General features: G+C 36.3%; 16 protein-coding genes. 12 read left to right on the forward strand and 4 right to left on the reverse strand.

Going from position 1 to position 14,204, the window contains the following annotated elements; translation table 11 throughout:
* Positions 1-154 precede the first annotated feature (154 nt).
* Entirely contained in the window at positions 155-709 is a 555-nt protein-coding gene (locus tag GFU89_RS17080; RefSeq protein ID WP_318848278.1) for a histidine phosphatase family protein, read from the reverse strand.
* Positions 694-1,476 carry an adenosylcobinamide-GDP ribazoletransferase gene (locus GFU89_RS17085; RefSeq protein WP_318848279.1) on the reverse strand — a complete coding sequence of 261 codons (783 nt, stop codon included), beginning with the start codon at positions 1,474-1,476 and terminating at the stop codon, positions 694-696. The genes GFU89_RS17080 and GFU89_RS17085 overlap by 16 nt, the downstream gene beginning before the upstream one ends.
* A gap of 164 nt (positions 1,477-1,640) precedes the next feature.
* Between GFU89_RS17085 and GFU89_RS17090 the strand changes: the two genes are divergently transcribed.
* Entirely contained in the window at positions 1,641-2,648 is a 1,008-nt protein-coding gene (locus tag GFU89_RS17090; RefSeq protein ID WP_318848280.1) for a hypothetical protein, read from the forward strand.
* 52 nt (positions 2,649-2,700) lie between these two features.
* Here the strand turns inward: GFU89_RS17090 and cobT are convergent, their stop codons facing one another.
* Positions 2,701-3,708, reverse strand: coding sequence for a nicotinate-nucleotide--dimethylbenzimidazole phosphoribosyltransferase (gene cobT / locus GFU89_RS17095; RefSeq protein ID WP_318848281.1), 1,008 nt, complete (start codon positions 3,706-3,708; stop codon positions 2,701-2,703).
* Positions 3,709-4,091: 383 nt separating this feature from the next.
* Between cobT and GFU89_RS17100 the strand changes: the two genes are divergently transcribed.
* From GFU89_RS17100 to GFU89_RS17125, 6 genes are read left to right on the forward strand one after another with little or no spacing between them, the layout of a single operon-like run.
* Positions 4,092-4,841, forward strand: coding sequence for a nucleotidyltransferase domain-containing protein (locus tag GFU89_RS17100; protein WP_318848282.1), 750 nt, complete (start codon positions 4,092-4,094; stop codon positions 4,839-4,841).
* Between the two features lie 11 nt (positions 4,842-4,852).
* Positions 4,853-5,488 (forward strand): hypothetical protein, encoded by a 636-nt coding sequence (locus GFU89_RS17105; RefSeq protein ID WP_318848283.1) that lies wholly within the window; start codon positions 4,853-4,855, stop codon positions 5,486-5,488.
* A 19-nt stretch (positions 5,489-5,507) separates the two neighbouring features.
* Positions 5,508-5,723: an ATP-grasp domain-containing protein gene (locus GFU89_RS17110; RefSeq protein ID WP_318848284.1), complete on the forward strand. Its 216-nt coding sequence runs from the start codon at positions 5,508-5,510 to the stop codon at positions 5,721-5,723.
* A 4-nt stretch (positions 5,724-5,727) separates the two neighbouring features.
* On the forward strand, positions 5,728-6,162 hold the full coding sequence (locus GFU89_RS17115) for an AAA family ATPase (RefSeq protein ID WP_318848285.1): 435 nt from the start codon (positions 5,728-5,730) through the stop codon (positions 6,160-6,162).
* Positions 6,152-6,913 carry a tRNA(His) guanylyltransferase Thg1 family protein gene (locus GFU89_RS17120; protein WP_318848286.1) on the forward strand — a complete coding sequence of 254 codons (762 nt, stop codon included), beginning with the start codon at positions 6,152-6,154 and terminating at the stop codon, positions 6,911-6,913. Before GFU89_RS17115 ends, GFU89_RS17120 begins: the two co-directional genes overlap by 11 nt.
* Before the next feature lie 57 nt (positions 6,914-6,970).
* Positions 6,971-8,059 carry a DNA polymerase beta superfamily protein gene (locus GFU89_RS17125; protein ID WP_318848287.1) on the forward strand — a complete coding sequence of 363 codons (1,089 nt, stop codon included), beginning with the start codon at positions 6,971-6,973 and terminating at the stop codon, positions 8,057-8,059.
* 64 nt (positions 8,060-8,123) lie between these two features.
* On the opposite strand, the gene GFU89_RS17130 is transcribed toward GFU89_RS17125, so the two are convergent.
* A complete protein-coding gene (locus GFU89_RS17130; RefSeq protein ID WP_318848288.1) occupies positions 8,124-8,465 on the reverse strand; it encodes a TfoX/Sxy family protein in 342 nt (113 codons plus the stop codon).
* 168 nt (positions 8,466-8,633) lie between these two features.
* On the opposite strand from GFU89_RS17130, the gene GFU89_RS17135 reads away from it, so the two are divergent.
* The 5 genes from GFU89_RS17135 to GFU89_RS17155 all read left to right on the forward strand — a co-directional run bounded on the left by GFU89_RS17135 (position 8,634) and on the right by GFU89_RS17155 (position 14,198).
* Positions 8,634-9,149, forward strand: a complete 516-nt coding sequence (locus GFU89_RS17135) for a DUF2975 domain-containing protein (RefSeq protein ID WP_318848289.1) — start codon at positions 8,634-8,636, stop codon at positions 9,147-9,149.
* A gap of 1 nt (position 9,150) precedes the next feature.
* A complete protein-coding gene (locus tag GFU89_RS17140) occupies positions 9,151-9,354 on the forward strand; it encodes a helix-turn-helix domain-containing protein (RefSeq protein ID WP_002980904.1) in 204 nt (67 codons plus the stop codon).
* A gap of 183 nt (positions 9,355-9,537) precedes the next feature.
* Complete coding sequence (locus GFU89_RS17145) at positions 9,538-10,410, forward strand: ABC transporter ATP-binding protein (RefSeq protein ID WP_318848290.1); 873 nt, start codon at positions 9,538-9,540, stop codon at positions 10,408-10,410.
* A gap of 2 nt (positions 10,411-10,412) precedes the next feature.
* Positions 10,413-13,637, forward strand: coding sequence for a M1 family aminopeptidase (locus tag GFU89_RS17150; protein WP_318848291.1), 3,225 nt, complete (start codon positions 10,413-10,415; stop codon positions 13,635-13,637).
* A gap of 120 nt (positions 13,638-13,757) precedes the next feature.
* On the forward strand, positions 13,758-14,198 hold the full coding sequence (locus tag GFU89_RS17155; protein ID WP_318848292.1) for a MarR family winged helix-turn-helix transcriptional regulator: 441 nt from the start codon (positions 13,758-13,760) through the stop codon (positions 14,196-14,198).
* Positions 14,199-14,204: the final 6 nt, after the last annotated feature.

Below are 14,204 nucleotides of genomic sequence, written 5' to 3' on the forward strand. Positions count from 1 at the left end.
CAGTTGAAACATTACTCAGAATTGTAATTTCATGATAAAGCGGAGTGGATTCCTGCGGAATGACAAACTACATGGGTAAGACTATCATTACAATTGTGTCATTCCGTAGGAATCTAAATATCATATTCTAATTAATAAAGAACTTTTACAGTGACTATACATTCATCTTTTTAACAGAAAAGATTCCTTCATTGATATTAATGATGACTTTTTTTCCATAATCAATCTGAATATTGAACATATTTTCAAGCGGAAACTGAAGTACAGCCTGAAGGATCAGACGAATGACTCCAGCATGCGTAATGATGAGAACCTTATTGACATTGTTTTTCTGAATGAGTTCATTCCAAAAGTTGAGAACACGGGTCTGCATCTCAAGGAGATTTTCACCTCCTGAAGTTTTTACATTGATAAAATCTTTGTACCAGGGATTGATTTCTTCTTCCGGAATATCAGTCCATTTTTTCAGTTCCCAATTCCCGAAATTCATTTCGCGAAGTCTTTCATCTGTTTGATAATCCAATTTAAAATAATCAGCCAGAAGACGGCATCGCTGGGAAGGACTTGAGACAACTATATCATAATCATCATCTATGTCCAATGTTTTAAAATCTTCAGGATAATCTTTCCTTAAAGGTATTTCAGCAAAACCATAACACAGGTTTTCCGGATTTTCTACAGCAGTATGGCGAATTAAATGAATTTCCATGCGATCATTGTTCCTAAGTAAAATAACACTTCACAAACCTGCTGTACGGATCCCAAACAGTCACCTGTATAACCGCCAATATGCTTTTTAAAATACCAGCCCATATATATCTTGCCTAAATACGCCAGTGCAAAAGCGAAAATCAACCGCCAGTCCAGAATGAAGGCAAAAGCTATTAAAACACTGATAAATCCTACGAGTAAAGCCATTCCATCCAATGGTTTATTGGCTAAAGGTTTCGATTTGCTGACATCAATGTCGGTAACATATCGATGGGTATAAATCATTGTTCCTGAAATAAACCGGCTTGCTGTATGCGCTAAAATAATGATGCCAAGAACTCTAACTGGCGCTATCATTCCCAAAGCCTGGATGCCATAGAATTTCAACGCAAACAATAGAATAATTCCAATGGTTCCATAGGCTCCTACCCGGCTGTCTTTCATAATAGTCAGGATCTTTTCCTTTCCATATCCACCTCCGAAACTGTCGCACATATCTGTAAAACCATCTTCATGAAACGCTCCGGTCAGCAAAACACTGGAGATAATCATTAAAACAATCCCAATTTCCAGATTAAAAAGTATCGTGGAAAGATACAAAACCACTGCATTAATGAGCCCAATCACTAATCCAACCCAGGCAAAATACTTTTGGGATTTATTCATAATCTCACTGGAATATGGAATAGTAAACGGAATCGGAATTCTTGTGAAAAACATCAGTGCTGTTGCAAAGTAGATCAGCTCATTCTTAAGGACTTTCATTGTTTTTTAGATATAAAAACCAGGATTAATCAATTTCAGTAAAAGTAGGAAAGCTTTCAGATATGATCAAAAGATAAATGGGAAAAATGAAAAACATGAATGTTATCACCTTACAATTTTTCCTTTAAATACAGTGTTTTTCTACTTTTGCATCATTAATAACCATGAAAAAAAAACAAATGAAAAAAGCGTATTTCGTTGGATTATGTCTTATATCCATAGTAAGTTGCTCAGCTCCCGGTGATGAACTGGTAAATGTAAATGAATCACAAGCCTTGAATCTATCTGACAAAAACATGTTAGGAAAAGGAGGCTTCAGAGACAATCTGGACACACCCACTCCTCCACCTGCGGGAATCTGGTCCAAATCTTTTTCCTTAACAAATCCTATTTATGGTTTCTACAGTGATCTTACCAAAAAACATCTGTACAATACCTCTCCTTTACCATCTGAACTTCCTAAATCTTATCCCGGATTAAGCTATTATTTTCAGGAAAGATTATTAGGTTCTGCAGATGGACCTGGTCCGGTCATTACAAGATGGTTTCACACGGGAACTAATGATCTGGTATTAACCACCAATCCTAATGAGCTTGCAGGGCAAAGTTACTGGGAGAAAAGAGATTTAGGAACCAGTTATAATGGTGATGAACCAGGAAGTTTTCCTATTTACAGGTATTCCAATTCTGATAAAAAGACTCACTTCTACACAAGGGATAAAAATGAACTGGGAGACGGAAAAGATGGATTTGTTTACGAAGGAATTTCTTTCTACTTAAAAGATTCTGAGCCTAAAGCGTACCGAGTTCGCGACGGACAGTTTTTCCAGGATAATGCAACGGGAGCTTTGTACATCGTATTTGAAAGTACCCTGAGACGTATTGAATCCTTTGCTGTAATTAATAATCTGTTTGCTGTACAAGGTAAAGCCTATTTGGTTTTTAAAGTAAATATCGAAGACTACACCGGAGAAAGAGGGGCTGACATCACTTCAGGAACCCAACTGGTACGAAACACCAATACTGGAAAACTATATTTGGTAGATGATGGTTTATACAGATATATTCCTACCATGCAGATATTTAATTCATATAAATTGAATGAAGATGCAATTCAAAATAAACCTGTAAGAATGATGTTTACAGGTAAAGATGTTGCACATACTTATTAATTCAAATTAAGCATAAAAGGGGCATTATTGCCCCTTTATTATCTTATAAAGCTTAAGATGATTTATTAGAAATGTTAGCCCCTTCAAAGCTCGACATTTCATTCAGGAAATTAACCGCACTTTGAATAATAGGATATGCTAATGCACAGCCTGTTCCTTCCCCAAGACGCAGATTGAGATTTAAAATAGCTTTCTCTCTCATCAGTCCCAGCAGCTGAGGGTGGGCATTTTCATTGCTTACATGGCAGAAGATACAGTTGTTCAGAATTTCAGGGTTCTTTTTCCATACCGTGGCTACCGCTACCGTTGCAATAAACCCATCTACCATGATCAGCATATTATGATGATACGCTTCTTCAATGGCACCAATCATTTGTACGATTTCTAATCCTCCGAAGGTCTGAGCAATTTCATCTTCAGTCATTTCAGACGGATATTTCTCTATGGCTTCTTTTAAGATATTGATCTTATTGTCTAGCTGGTGGTCATTCAAGCCCGTTCCGCGCCCGATGCAATTGGTAATAGGAATATCAAAGAGCTTACTCATCATCAGAGAAGAAGCCGATGTATTCCCGATTCCCATTTCACCAAAACCAATGATATTACAGCCTTTCCCTGCAATCTCAGACACCACAGACTTCCCATTATCAAGTGCCTGTTGATATTCTTCAGGAGTCATGGCGGGTTCTTCCAGAATATTGCGGCTGGATTTTCGGACCTTCTTATTCACCAGATTTAAGCCCTCCGGAAAATCAAAATTCACTCCCGCATCTACAATTTTAATCTTAATTCCATTCTGTCTGCAAAAAACATTGATGGCCGCGCCTCCACCCAGAAAATTCATGACCATTTGATAGGTTACTTCTTGTGGATAGGCACTTACACCTGCTGTAGCAATTCCATGGTCAGCCGCAAAAACTACCATATGAGGATTCAATAACTGTGGTGAAGTGGTTTTCTGAACCATTCCGATTTTGTGAGCAATGTGTTCCAGATGCCCTAATGCGCCTAAAGGTTTTGTTTTAAAATCAATTTTATGCTGTAATTCTGATGATAACATGGATGTTGATAGTTATGTTAAATGGAAAAATGCAATATTAGTGAATTTCAATAGTATTTTCTTTTGTCCTGACACAAAAGAAACAAAAAGTCAAGACCTGGAAAATTGAGCTAAAAATAAAATGTGTTCTCTAAAAATTCTAAACTCGTGCGAATTCATTATTGCTTTTTTATATCAATATTTTTGTCGCACTCACACAGAAGAATTTTCTTAACGTTCACAAAATTTATTTTTTTAACGCACAATTTTCAAAGGTCAAAATAAAATTTTAGTCGACAATATTCATTTATCTACTCATTCTTTTAAAAATTTCTGTAACTCAAAACAACTACGCAAGTACATTGCGCACTATCCTTTTTACTTTGTAACATAAATAAAAAACAATGACACCAAAAATACTAGAAAAAATAAAAGAAGTTGAAGCAACAAGGGGTATAAAAGTCCTTCTTGCAGTAGAATCAGGGAGCAGAGCCTGGGGTTTTGCCTCTCCTGACAGTGATTATGATATACGTTTTATATACCGTCATGAAAAAGACTGGTATCTTTCTCCCTGGGATAAGGATGAAACGATAGAATTCATTACTGAAGATGATCTGGACGGTTCCGGCTGGGACTTGAGAAAGACTTTTCATCTCTTGTTAAAGTCGAATGCGGCCTTGCTGAGCTGGTTCTATTCTCCAATAATATATAAAGCGGATGAAAAATTTGTGGAGCTGTTCAGGCCTTTGGCAGATACCTGTTTTTCTCCGGTCGCAGTTTCCTATCATTATTTGAGCATGAGCAAGAAATATCTGGAAGCCTGCAGAAGCGATGAAGTAAAATTAAAAAGTTATTTTTATTGTCTAAGAACTACACTGACTGGAAAATGGATCATAGAAAAAGGAACGGTTCCTCCTGTACTGTTCAGTGATCTGCTTGTTTTAACAGATGGTGCAACCAGACGAAAAATAGAAGATCTTATCGCCTTAAAAGCAACCAAAGGAGAATCTTACTACCATCCGAACGATTGGGAACTTTTTAATTTTCTGGAGAAAACAATCGCTGAGAATGAGGAAAAATCTAAAAGTTTATCAGCAGGAAAGGCGAATAAAGGTGAGATGGAGAGGGTTTTTAGGGAGATATTAAAACTTTAAAGAAAGATAACATGAAAATATTTAACTTCTTCAAAAAGAAGTATATTCAACCCCTTCAAAATGAGATTGAAAAATTGATTCCCAAACAGGAAGAAAAAAAACATGAATTTATTGAAAGATGTCAATTTTTAAAGGAAGAAATGGGAATTAGAGTCCCTCTGTCAGTGATCGAAACTTTCAAAAGGTATGATCTTCCTAAACACAATTATTTTTATAGTATTTTTTGGAATGTGGATGATGATAGTTTTATCATTTTTTATACGGAAGCTTTTATTGAATTAGTTGTTACCCGATACAAAGAAATTCACGGAAAGGATGCAGATTTGGTTACATTGTTACAGCAGCTTGATGATGCAGTTTATGAATTCCGCATAAAAGAAGATTGTTTTGACAGAACTAATCCTTCTTTTGACTTTATCAACAAATGTTATGAAGAGTTCAAAAAGTCTGGAGAAGAACTGACTATCACCATGGACCTGGGAAATTATGACAATCTCGTTCTCAATAATGAAGAAAAAGGCAATGTAGGGTATAATTTATCATCTTATAAAACAACTGCAGGAATAAAATATAAATTTCTTACACAATTCAGACCTTTACCGGAAATCATCAAAGAGACTTTAGACAGTCAGCAAAACCATTATTAATCTTATTAAATGAAATCATATGAGAAATATAATTGTGCTCTCCCCCATATATACGGAAGACAGCAACAATCTCAAAAAAGCATCGCTGCCCCCTGCCATTGTGCTGGATTTCGGTATTATAAAAGGAAAAGGCTGGGCTTTGATTGAAGCTAATCCCGCATGGTGTTCCGGCTTATATGCTTGTGATGCAGAGAAAGCTTTGGAAGTAATTGTGAAGAGTTGTATCAAAAATTAGTATTATGGAAATGATTATTTTCATCGGAATTCCTGCAAGTGGAAAAAGTTCTTTTTACAAGGAGCTTTTTTTCAATTCGCATATCAGAATCAGCATGGATTTACTAAATACCCGAAACAAAGAAGGAAAGTTGCTCCAGTATTGTTTCGAAACACAATCAAAGATGGTCATCGATAATACGAATGTAACTCAAGAAAGCCGAAAAAAATATATTGAATTTGCTCAACAAAATAAATATGAAGTTATTGGGTATTATTTCGACAGCAATGTTCAGGATTGTATAGAACGAAATAAAAACAGAAAAGACTCCATTAACGAAATTGGAATAAAGGCAAAATATAAAGAATTGGAAAAACCTTTATTTGAAGAAGGTTTTTCCAGAATATTCAGTGTGAAAATTGTGGATCAAAAATTTGAAATCAACGATTATGAAATTTGAAGAAGTTGAAGCTTTAATGCGAAGAAATGAAAGTCTTTTGGAACAGTACATTCTGCCAGAAAATTTTATTGTTGTAAGATTAGATGGAAGAGGATTTACAAAACTCACCAAAGAAAAACTGTCCCTTGAAAAACCATTTGATAAAAAGTTTAGTGAAGTGATGATTGATGCTACGAAACATCTTTTTAATATTGGATTTAAGGTCATCTACGGTTATACTCAAAGTGATGAAATTTCTCTGTTGATTCATAAAGATGATAATACTTTCAGCAGAAAAATAAGAAAAATCAATTCTGTACTAGCAGGGGAAGCAAGTGCCTTTTTCAGTCTGCAGTTTCAGGAAATCTGTGTTTTTGACTGCCGAACAATTGCTATTCCTAACCGGGAAATGCTTCTGGATTATTTTTGCTGGAGACAGGAAGATTCTCACAGAAACTCACTTTCTGCTTATTGTTACTGGACATTAAGAAAAAATGGTTTTAATGTCAAACAAACCACTGAAACCATTGAAAAAATGTCACAATCTGATAAAAACGAATTGCTTTTTCAGTACGGAATCAATTATAACAATCTTCCGCCATGGCAAAAACGAGGCGTCGGAATTTTTAATAAAGAAATGAACAAACAAGGATATAATCCTGTCACCAAAGAAGCGGTAAATTGTCTGAGAAACGAATTATTTGTTGAAAAAGAATTGACAATTCGTGAGGAATATAGAATGTTTTTAAAAGAAATTTTTGATACATTTTAATTCTTTGAAACTTAATTCACAGACAACAATTATCTCAAGAAGCCATATAGAAAATTTATGACCATCCAAGACCTAAAAAACAAAAACCTCCTCCTCTTCGAAGCCATTTCCGGAAGCCGCGCTTTTGGGCTGGCAACGGAGAATTCTGATACGGACATCCGTGGAGTATATTATCTGCCGAAGGAAGATTTCTTTGGTCTGAATTACATTCCACAGATTTCCAATGAAACGAATGATATTACGTATTATGAAATCGGGAGGTTTGTAGAACTGCTGCAGAAAAACAATCCTAATATTCTGGAAATTCTGGCAAGTCCGGAGGATTGTATTCAGTATAAACATCCGTTGATGGATCTGCTGAAAACTAAAGATTTTCTGTCAAAACTCTGTAAAGATACTTTTGCAGGCTATGCTATATCACAGATTAAAAAGGCAAAAGGTCTTAACAAAAAGATTTTAAATCCTATTGATAAAGAAAGAAAATCTATTCTGGATTTCTGTTTTATCCTTGATGGACAAGGTTCTGTACCGTTGAAAAAATGGCTGCACGAATTTCCTTCTACTGGCGGGGGAAATGGTCTTTTACAGGAAAAATTCGGATTGGTGGGTATTGATCATACCAAGGGAATATATGCTTTATTTTATGATGAATCGGAAACATTGGGATATAAGGGTATTATTCAAAATGAAGAGGCCAATCAGGTTTCTGTATCATCCATTCCTAAAGATGAAAAGCCGGTCGCTTATCTGTTCTGCAATCTGGATGCATACTCTGTTTACTGCAAAGATTACAGGGAATACTGGAAATGGGTAGCTGAGCGTAATGAAGACCGTTACAATGTCAATCAGACTCACGGGCAAAATTATGACAGTAAGAATATGATGCATACCATCAGGCTCCTGCAGTCTTGTGAGCATATTTTTAAAACCAGTTCACTGACGATCCGCGTAGAAAACCGGGATGAACTGTTAGATATCAAAGCAGGAAACCAGTCTTATGAAAGTGTTATGGAAAAAGCAGAAAACCTGATACAATCTATAGAAGATCATTATGCTAAGTCAAATCTTCCTGACTCTCCGGATGTAGAAAAAACAACAAAAATCTTAATTCAGATCAGAGAAAAACTGTATTATGATGATAAATGATGAGTGATGAATGTGGGATTGTGAACTCCATCACTCCCACTCTCTTACTCTCAAACCCAACAACTCACTTCTTCGAAGCTTTCGCCATCGGATTATAATCCAGACAGATCTTGATCCAGTATTCAAAATCATCTGCTTTTTGGAAACCAATGGATTCTACATAGCAATATCCATTTAACTGCTTCCCTTTCATAATCATCGGCAGAAAACCTTTTTTTTCCGAAACCTCATCTTCCATTTCGGGATCATAACGGCACATCAGGTTGTCGTGACTGATATTGATGCACATCTTTCCGTTCACCAGAAAAGCCAGTCCACTGAACATTTTCTTCTCTTCAACCTCAATATTTTCTATGATTGAAAGCCGTTCACGTACCCGGTCGGCAAGCTCAGTACTGTAAGCCATGATTTCTATTTTTTTATTATTTAAAATTAATTAAAAACAGTGATTATCACACTATTCCCAGCACTTTATTCTCTGTCTTACAATAACACAAAATAAAATTTTATTTAAATTAATTATTGTTTTACGATAATTAATTATACATTTGCAATATCAATTAAAGTTCGAACCATGAACCAGACCAAAATTATTTCAAAGATTTTATTCTATATCTGCTCTGTATTGTCAGCCGGATATTTACTCACTTTTGTATATTCCTTATTCTGCCTGATAAGCGGGTTTGCGGTTGTACCTTATAAAGAAGGAAAGTTCCTTCACATCAATTATCCGTTTACAGAACAACCATTTCTAAATATCGAAAACAATTACTCCTATATGATTTTTTCATTTCTGTCTGTACTCATCACTTATGGAATCTTTTTCTGGTTATCTGCCAGGGTTTTCAAAGTATTTTTCCAGCAGAAACTGTTTACTCAGGAAAACATCATTCAGCTTAAGAGATTTTACCTGTACAATATTTTTATCCCGCTTCCACTGGTGATTATCGCGAGTTTCTTTGTGGAAGTAGAAAGTATGATATGGGGACTGGTGTTTATTCACTTTATGCTTGGAATTTTCTGTCTGTTTCTTGCGAATATCTTTAAGCAAGGACTACATTTGCAAAACGAACAAGACCTATTTATTTAAAATGCCAATTATAGTCAACTTAGATGTGATGCTTGCCAAACGAAAAATGCAGAGTAAAGAATTGGCAGAAAAACTGGGTATCACACCCGTCAACCTCTCTATCCTTAAAACCGGAAAAGCCAAAGGGGTCCGCTTCGATACCCTTGAAGCCATCTGTAAAATCCTGGAATGCCAGCCGGGAGATATTCTTGAATTTAAAGAGTAAATGAGTTGCGGGATGCGAGTTTCGTGTTGGAGAGTTTGAGAGTAAGCGAATTTGAGGGTGGTGTGTAAAAATTCAGCTTCTAAATTCTCTAATTTCTAACTTCCAGCTGCTAACCTCCAAACCCTAAACTTTAAACTAGCTGCCGAAAGGCTGCCTGTCCTTCTATTCCCCAAACACAACGTTATGAACACATTATCAATCAACAACCTTAGTATCACCTACAAGAATGGTTTTCAAGCCATTAAAAACATTTCATTGGAAATTAAAAACGGAATGTTCGGGCTGCTTGGTCCCAACGGAGCCGGAAAATCATCTCTGATGAAAACCATCGTAGGACTTCAGAAACCAACATCGGGAACACTGCTTTTCAATGAAGTGGATATTATTAAAAACCCTGATTATATCAAACAAAATTTGGGATTTCTTCCTCAGGATTTCGGAGTGTATCCAAAGGTATCTGCCTATGATCTGTTGGAACATATCGCTGTATTGAAAGGTATTACCGATAAAAACCAACGTAAAAATCAAATTCTGGGTCTGCTTGAAAAGGTCAACCTTTCTGATTTTGCTAAAAAAGAAGTACACACCTTCTCTGGAGGGATGAAACAGCGTTTCGGCGTAGCTCAGGCATTATTGGGAGATCCAAAAATTATCATTGTTGATGAGCCTACCGCAGGATTGGATCCTGAAGAACGCAACCGTTTCAATACATTGCTCAATGATATCAGCCAGGAGGTGATCGTTATTCTGTCCACTCATCTGGTTGAAGATGTCCGAAACCTCTGCTCAGAAATGGCGGTGATGAACCACGGACAGATTCTCAGAAAAGGAAATCCCGCAACACTGATTGCAGAACTGGAAAACAAAATCTGGTCAAAACCGATTGACAAAACCGAACTGGAAACCTATGGTTCCAGCTATGAGATCATCAGCAGACAGCTTCTCGAAAGAGAGCTTCACATTACTGTATTTTCTGAAGAATCTCCCAAAGATTTCAGTTCCGTAACTCCTTTATTGGAACACGTTTATTTCCATACTCTCACTCAAAAACCTTAATCATGAACACGATATTTTTATTCGAAGCCGGACGCACTACCAAGCACTGGCTCACCTATCTTGTGGCCTTACTTCTGGTAGCTCTCGGTATTTTTTGCGGAAATCAATTCAATCTTTCAGTAGGAGAAGGAATTTATTTAAACTCACCTTATACCATCGGTTTTATGACCGGAATGCTGAGTCTTGTGGTTATTTTTTTCGCCACCGTGTATGCCTTACAATTACTGTTTAAAGATCAGGATTCAAAATTTGATCATATTCTGTTTTCATTTCCGTTTTCAAAGTCCACTTATCTAAAAGGAAAATTCACCGTTTATTTTCTTCAGACTTTTGTAAGCTTTTCATTTTTGATGACAGGATTTCTCATAGGACAAATCATGCGTACCGGAAGTGAAATGCAGGAAGGATTTACAATCATCCATTACATTTATCCACTTTTGATCTTTGGTCTTATCAACAGTTTATTTGTCTGCAGTTTTCTGTTTCTCATTTCATTTATTGTCAGGAAAAAACTGTTGGTTGTAGTGGGCGGACTGCTTCTGTATGTGCTTTATATGATTATTTTACTGTTTTCCAACTCTCCTTTTATGGCGGGAAGCTTACCTCAGTCTCTGGAAACACAGCAGTTTTCAGCTTTGATTGATCCTTTTGGACTGTCTGCTTATTTTATGCAGGCCCGTGATCTTAGTTCGCATCAGAAAAATATCCAGATGATACCTTTTACGGGATACCTTTTGTTCAACAGGCTCTTGTTTATCTTTATATCCGTTGGATTTCTTCTTCTTTCACTCAGATTATTCTCATTCTCCAGTTTATCCGGAAAGAAAGTAAAAACATCGGGAATTATTCAGCCATTATCGGAAACGAACAGATCAGCATATTCAACTGCTTCAGCTAATTTTGGAGGACTGGCTTCTTTTCGGGCTGTATTTTCTTTTGTAAAAACCGATCTTACCTATCTGTTCAAAAGTATTGCTGTTCCTGCAGTTTCTATCCTTCTATTATTTTGTGTCGGTATGGAAATGTATGCCGAGATTGAAAAAGGAATTCGTCTTCCGCAGAAATATGCAGGTTCGGGACTTATGGCAACAACTATTTCAGAGAATTTTCATCTGCTTGGCCTCCTTATTTCAGCCTATTTTCTGAACGATATCTTCTGGAGAAGCCGATCTTCCGGATTTTTCATGATTGAAAACAGTACTTATTTTTCAAAAAACAGATTAACGGGACATTTTATCTCCATCAGTCTTCTATTGTTTTTCTTTACTGGAATTTTAATTGTTCAGGGAATTGTTTTCCAGGCCGCTTATCAGTACCTTCATATCGACTGGAAGGCGTATCTGGGTGTTTTCCTTTTCAATACTTTTCCTCTGATGCTGTTTTCCGGATTGATCCTTTTGATTAATGACAGAATCCCTAATAAATTCATTGCACTCGGGGTTTCTATTCTCACAGTTTTTATACTGTCCGGTCCGGTTTCCGGGAAAATCATCTCCTACCCTCTTTTCAGAATATTTTCTGATTTTAAAGGTACTTACAGTGATTTCAGCGGTTATGGAATCTATGAAAAAGCTTTTGCACAAAGACTTCTGTTCGGAGCGGGCATTATCAGTATTTTATGGACGATTAATCGTTTAATAAGGAGTAAAAAAATATCTGTTATTTCTTCCATTTTAAGTATTTTTCTGCTGGTTTCAGGAATCTTTTCCGGAATACTTTTTATGAAAGGATATATTCCTAACAATGAAGACCAGGATATCTTAAGCTCGGTAGAATATGAAAAAAACTTCCGGAAATATGAAAATCTTCCACAGCCAGATATTACTGATGTTACCACAGAAATCAAGCTTTATCCTTCAGAAAACACCTATCAGATCGTAGGAAAATACACCCTTATCAATCAAACCGATCAGCCCATCAATAAAATTCTCATCAATTTTAATGAGGATTTAAAACTTGAATCTGCTGTATTGACATCTGGTTCTGAAACAATGAAAATTAATAAAAATACTACAGAAGTCTTATTAAAACACAGTATGCAGCCGGGGGAAACAGCTTCCCTGAATTTCAACCTGTCTTACCAATGGTTTGCCGTCAATGGTCATCAGTCTTTTAATGCGATAATTGAAGATGGTTCTTTTATGAGAATCAGCAGATATTATCCAACAATAGGCTATCAAAAGGATTATGAAATCCAGGATGAAAAGCAGCGCAGTCAGTTCAAATTAGGAAAACTTACGGAACTGAAGAAACCGGAAGCTCCTGAAGTGGTAAAAAAGGATTTTATTAATCTCCATATGACTGTTTCTACTGAAGGGAATCAAACAGCCATAGGCACAGGAGATCTGGCAAAGAAATGGTCAAAATCCGGGCGTCATTTTTTTGAGTATAAAGCAGATCAGATTCCTTTCCGGTTTGCTGTTTCTTCAGCTAACTATGAAATAAAAAGTGAGCATTATAAAGGAATTACCATCAATATCTTTTATCATCAAAAACATGTTGAAAATGTAGATCATCTTCTGGAAAACGCAAAGCTTACTTTGGATTACTGCCAGCAGAATTTCGGGAAATATCCTTTTAAAACCATCAATTTTGCAGAGATTTCTTCTTTTACCCGAGGTTTTGCTGCAACAGCCTATCCTTCTGCTGTCTTTATGCCGGAAGATATGGTTTTTCACGCCAATATTCAGGCGGATAAGAAACAGGATGTCATCAATGAACTTGCAGGACATGAGCTTTCACATCTCTGGTGGGGAAACAGCCAGATCAATCCTGACGACAGAGAAGGGTCTGTAATGCTTACCGAAACACTGGCAATGTATACCGAAATGATGCTTTACAAGAAAATGCACGGCAGAGAAAAAATGATGGAAAGAATCAAAGTACATCAACAGATCTATGACAATGAAAAAGGATTATCTGAAAATGTTCCCATCTATAAAGCTACAGGAGACGTTCCCCATATTTCTTATTCCAAAGGCGCTGCAGCCATGGTAGAATTGAGTAATTTAATTGGCGAAGAGAGCGTAAACACAGCTTTAAAAAGCTTTCTGAACCACAATCAATATCCCAAGAAACCTACTTCACTAGATCTGATTAATGAGTTTTATAAGGTGACACCAGATGTCTCAGCCAGAAAACAAATCGACAGATTATTCAAAACCACAGAAAATATAACTTTTACTTCAGGATCAAAAAGCGTCTCTACAAAGACAAAACAGAAATAATTTACAGATCGTTTTTAATTTTTTTTGAAAATATTTTTCAGGAATTGTAACAAAATAAAAAGGGATTCTACCAATTAGTTGATATATCAATGATTGATAAGTCATTTTAAATTCTGAAATATGGAAAAGTTAAATTCAATAATATTCTACAATATAGACAAAGCAATCAGAGCCTACAGAAATTATGCTCAGCGGCAGCTGAAAGCGCATGGTTATACGATCACGATCGATCAGTGGCTTATCATCAAAGCGATTCTGGAAAACCCGGGAATTACCCAGAATGAGATTGGTGATCTTGTTTTCAAAGACAATGCTTCTGTCACCAGGATTATTGATTTAATGGTAAAATCCGAATACATCACAAGACATGTTCATCCTGAAGACCGCCGAAAAACCAATCTGGGAGTAACAGATTCCGGAGTAAAAGTGATCAGAGAGGTTCAGGATATCGTAGAAAAGAACCGTAAAACAGCTTTGAAGGGGATCAAAAATGAGGAACTGGAAGTCATGTATTCAGCTTTACTGAAAATTTCAGAAAACTGTCTTAACCCTAAAAAGTAAAACGCT

This window comes from Chryseobacterium sp. JV558 (assembly GCF_033712365.1).
GTDB lineage: Bacteria > Bacteroidota > Bacteroidia > Flavobacteriales > Weeksellaceae > Chryseobacterium.

What these genes read in the sequence shown, in the direction of transcription:
- GFU89_RS17080 (WP_318848278.1), bottom strand. Translation starts at nt 709, where the DNA reads ATGGAAATTCATTTAATTCGCCATACTGCTGTAGAAAATCCGGAAAAC.
- GFU89_RS17085 (WP_318848279.1), bottom strand. Translation starts at nt 1,476, where the DNA reads ATGAAAGTCCTTAAGAATGAGCTGATCTACTTTGCAACAGCACTGATG.
- GFU89_RS17100 (WP_318848282.1), top strand. Translation starts at nt 4,092, where the DNA reads ATGACACCAAAAATACTAGAAAAAATAAAAGAAGTTGAAGCAACAAGG.
- GFU89_RS17155 (WP_318848292.1), top strand. Translation starts at nt 13,758, where the DNA reads ATGGAAAAGTTAAATTCAATAATATTCTACAATATAGACAAAGCAATC.
- GFU89_RS17120 (WP_318848286.1), top strand. Translation starts at nt 6,152, where the DNA reads ATGAAATTTGAAGAAGTTGAAGCTTTAATGCGAAGAAATGAAAGTCTT.
- GFU89_RS17150 (WP_318848291.1), top strand. Translation starts at nt 10,413, where the DNA reads ATGAACACGATATTTTTATTCGAAGCCGGACGCACTACCAAGCACTGG.
- GFU89_RS17145 (WP_318848290.1), top strand. Translation starts at nt 9,538, where the DNA reads ATGAACACATTATCAATCAACAACCTTAGTATCACCTACAAGAATGGT.
- GFU89_RS17140 (WP_002980904.1), top strand. Translation starts at nt 9,151, where the DNA reads ATGCCAATTATAGTCAACTTAGATGTGATGCTTGCCAAACGAAAAATG.
- GFU89_RS17110 (WP_318848284.1), top strand. Translation starts at nt 5,508, where the DNA reads ATGAGAAATATAATTGTGCTCTCCCCCATATATACGGAAGACAGCAAC.
- GFU89_RS17105 (WP_318848283.1), top strand. Translation starts at nt 4,853, where the DNA reads ATGAAAATATTTAACTTCTTCAAAAAGAAGTATATTCAACCCCTTCAA.
- GFU89_RS17130 (WP_318848288.1), bottom strand. Translation starts at nt 8,465, where the DNA reads ATGGCTTACAGTACTGAGCTTGCCGACCGGGTACGTGAACGGCTTTCA.
- GFU89_RS17090 (WP_318848280.1), top strand. Translation starts at nt 1,641, where the DNA reads ATGAAAAAAAAACAAATGAAAAAAGCGTATTTCGTTGGATTATGTCTT.
- GFU89_RS17125 (WP_318848287.1), top strand. Translation starts at nt 6,971, where the DNA reads ATGACCATCCAAGACCTAAAAAACAAAAACCTCCTCCTCTTCGAAGCC.
- GFU89_RS17135 (WP_318848289.1), top strand. Translation starts at nt 8,634, where the DNA reads ATGAACCAGACCAAAATTATTTCAAAGATTTTATTCTATATCTGCTCT.
- GFU89_RS17115 (WP_318848285.1), top strand. Translation starts at nt 5,728, where the DNA reads ATGGAAATGATTATTTTCATCGGAATTCCTGCAAGTGGAAAAAGTTCT.
- cobT (WP_318848281.1), bottom strand. Translation starts at nt 3,708, where the DNA reads ATGTTATCATCAGAATTACAGCATAAAATTGATTTTAAAACAAAACCT.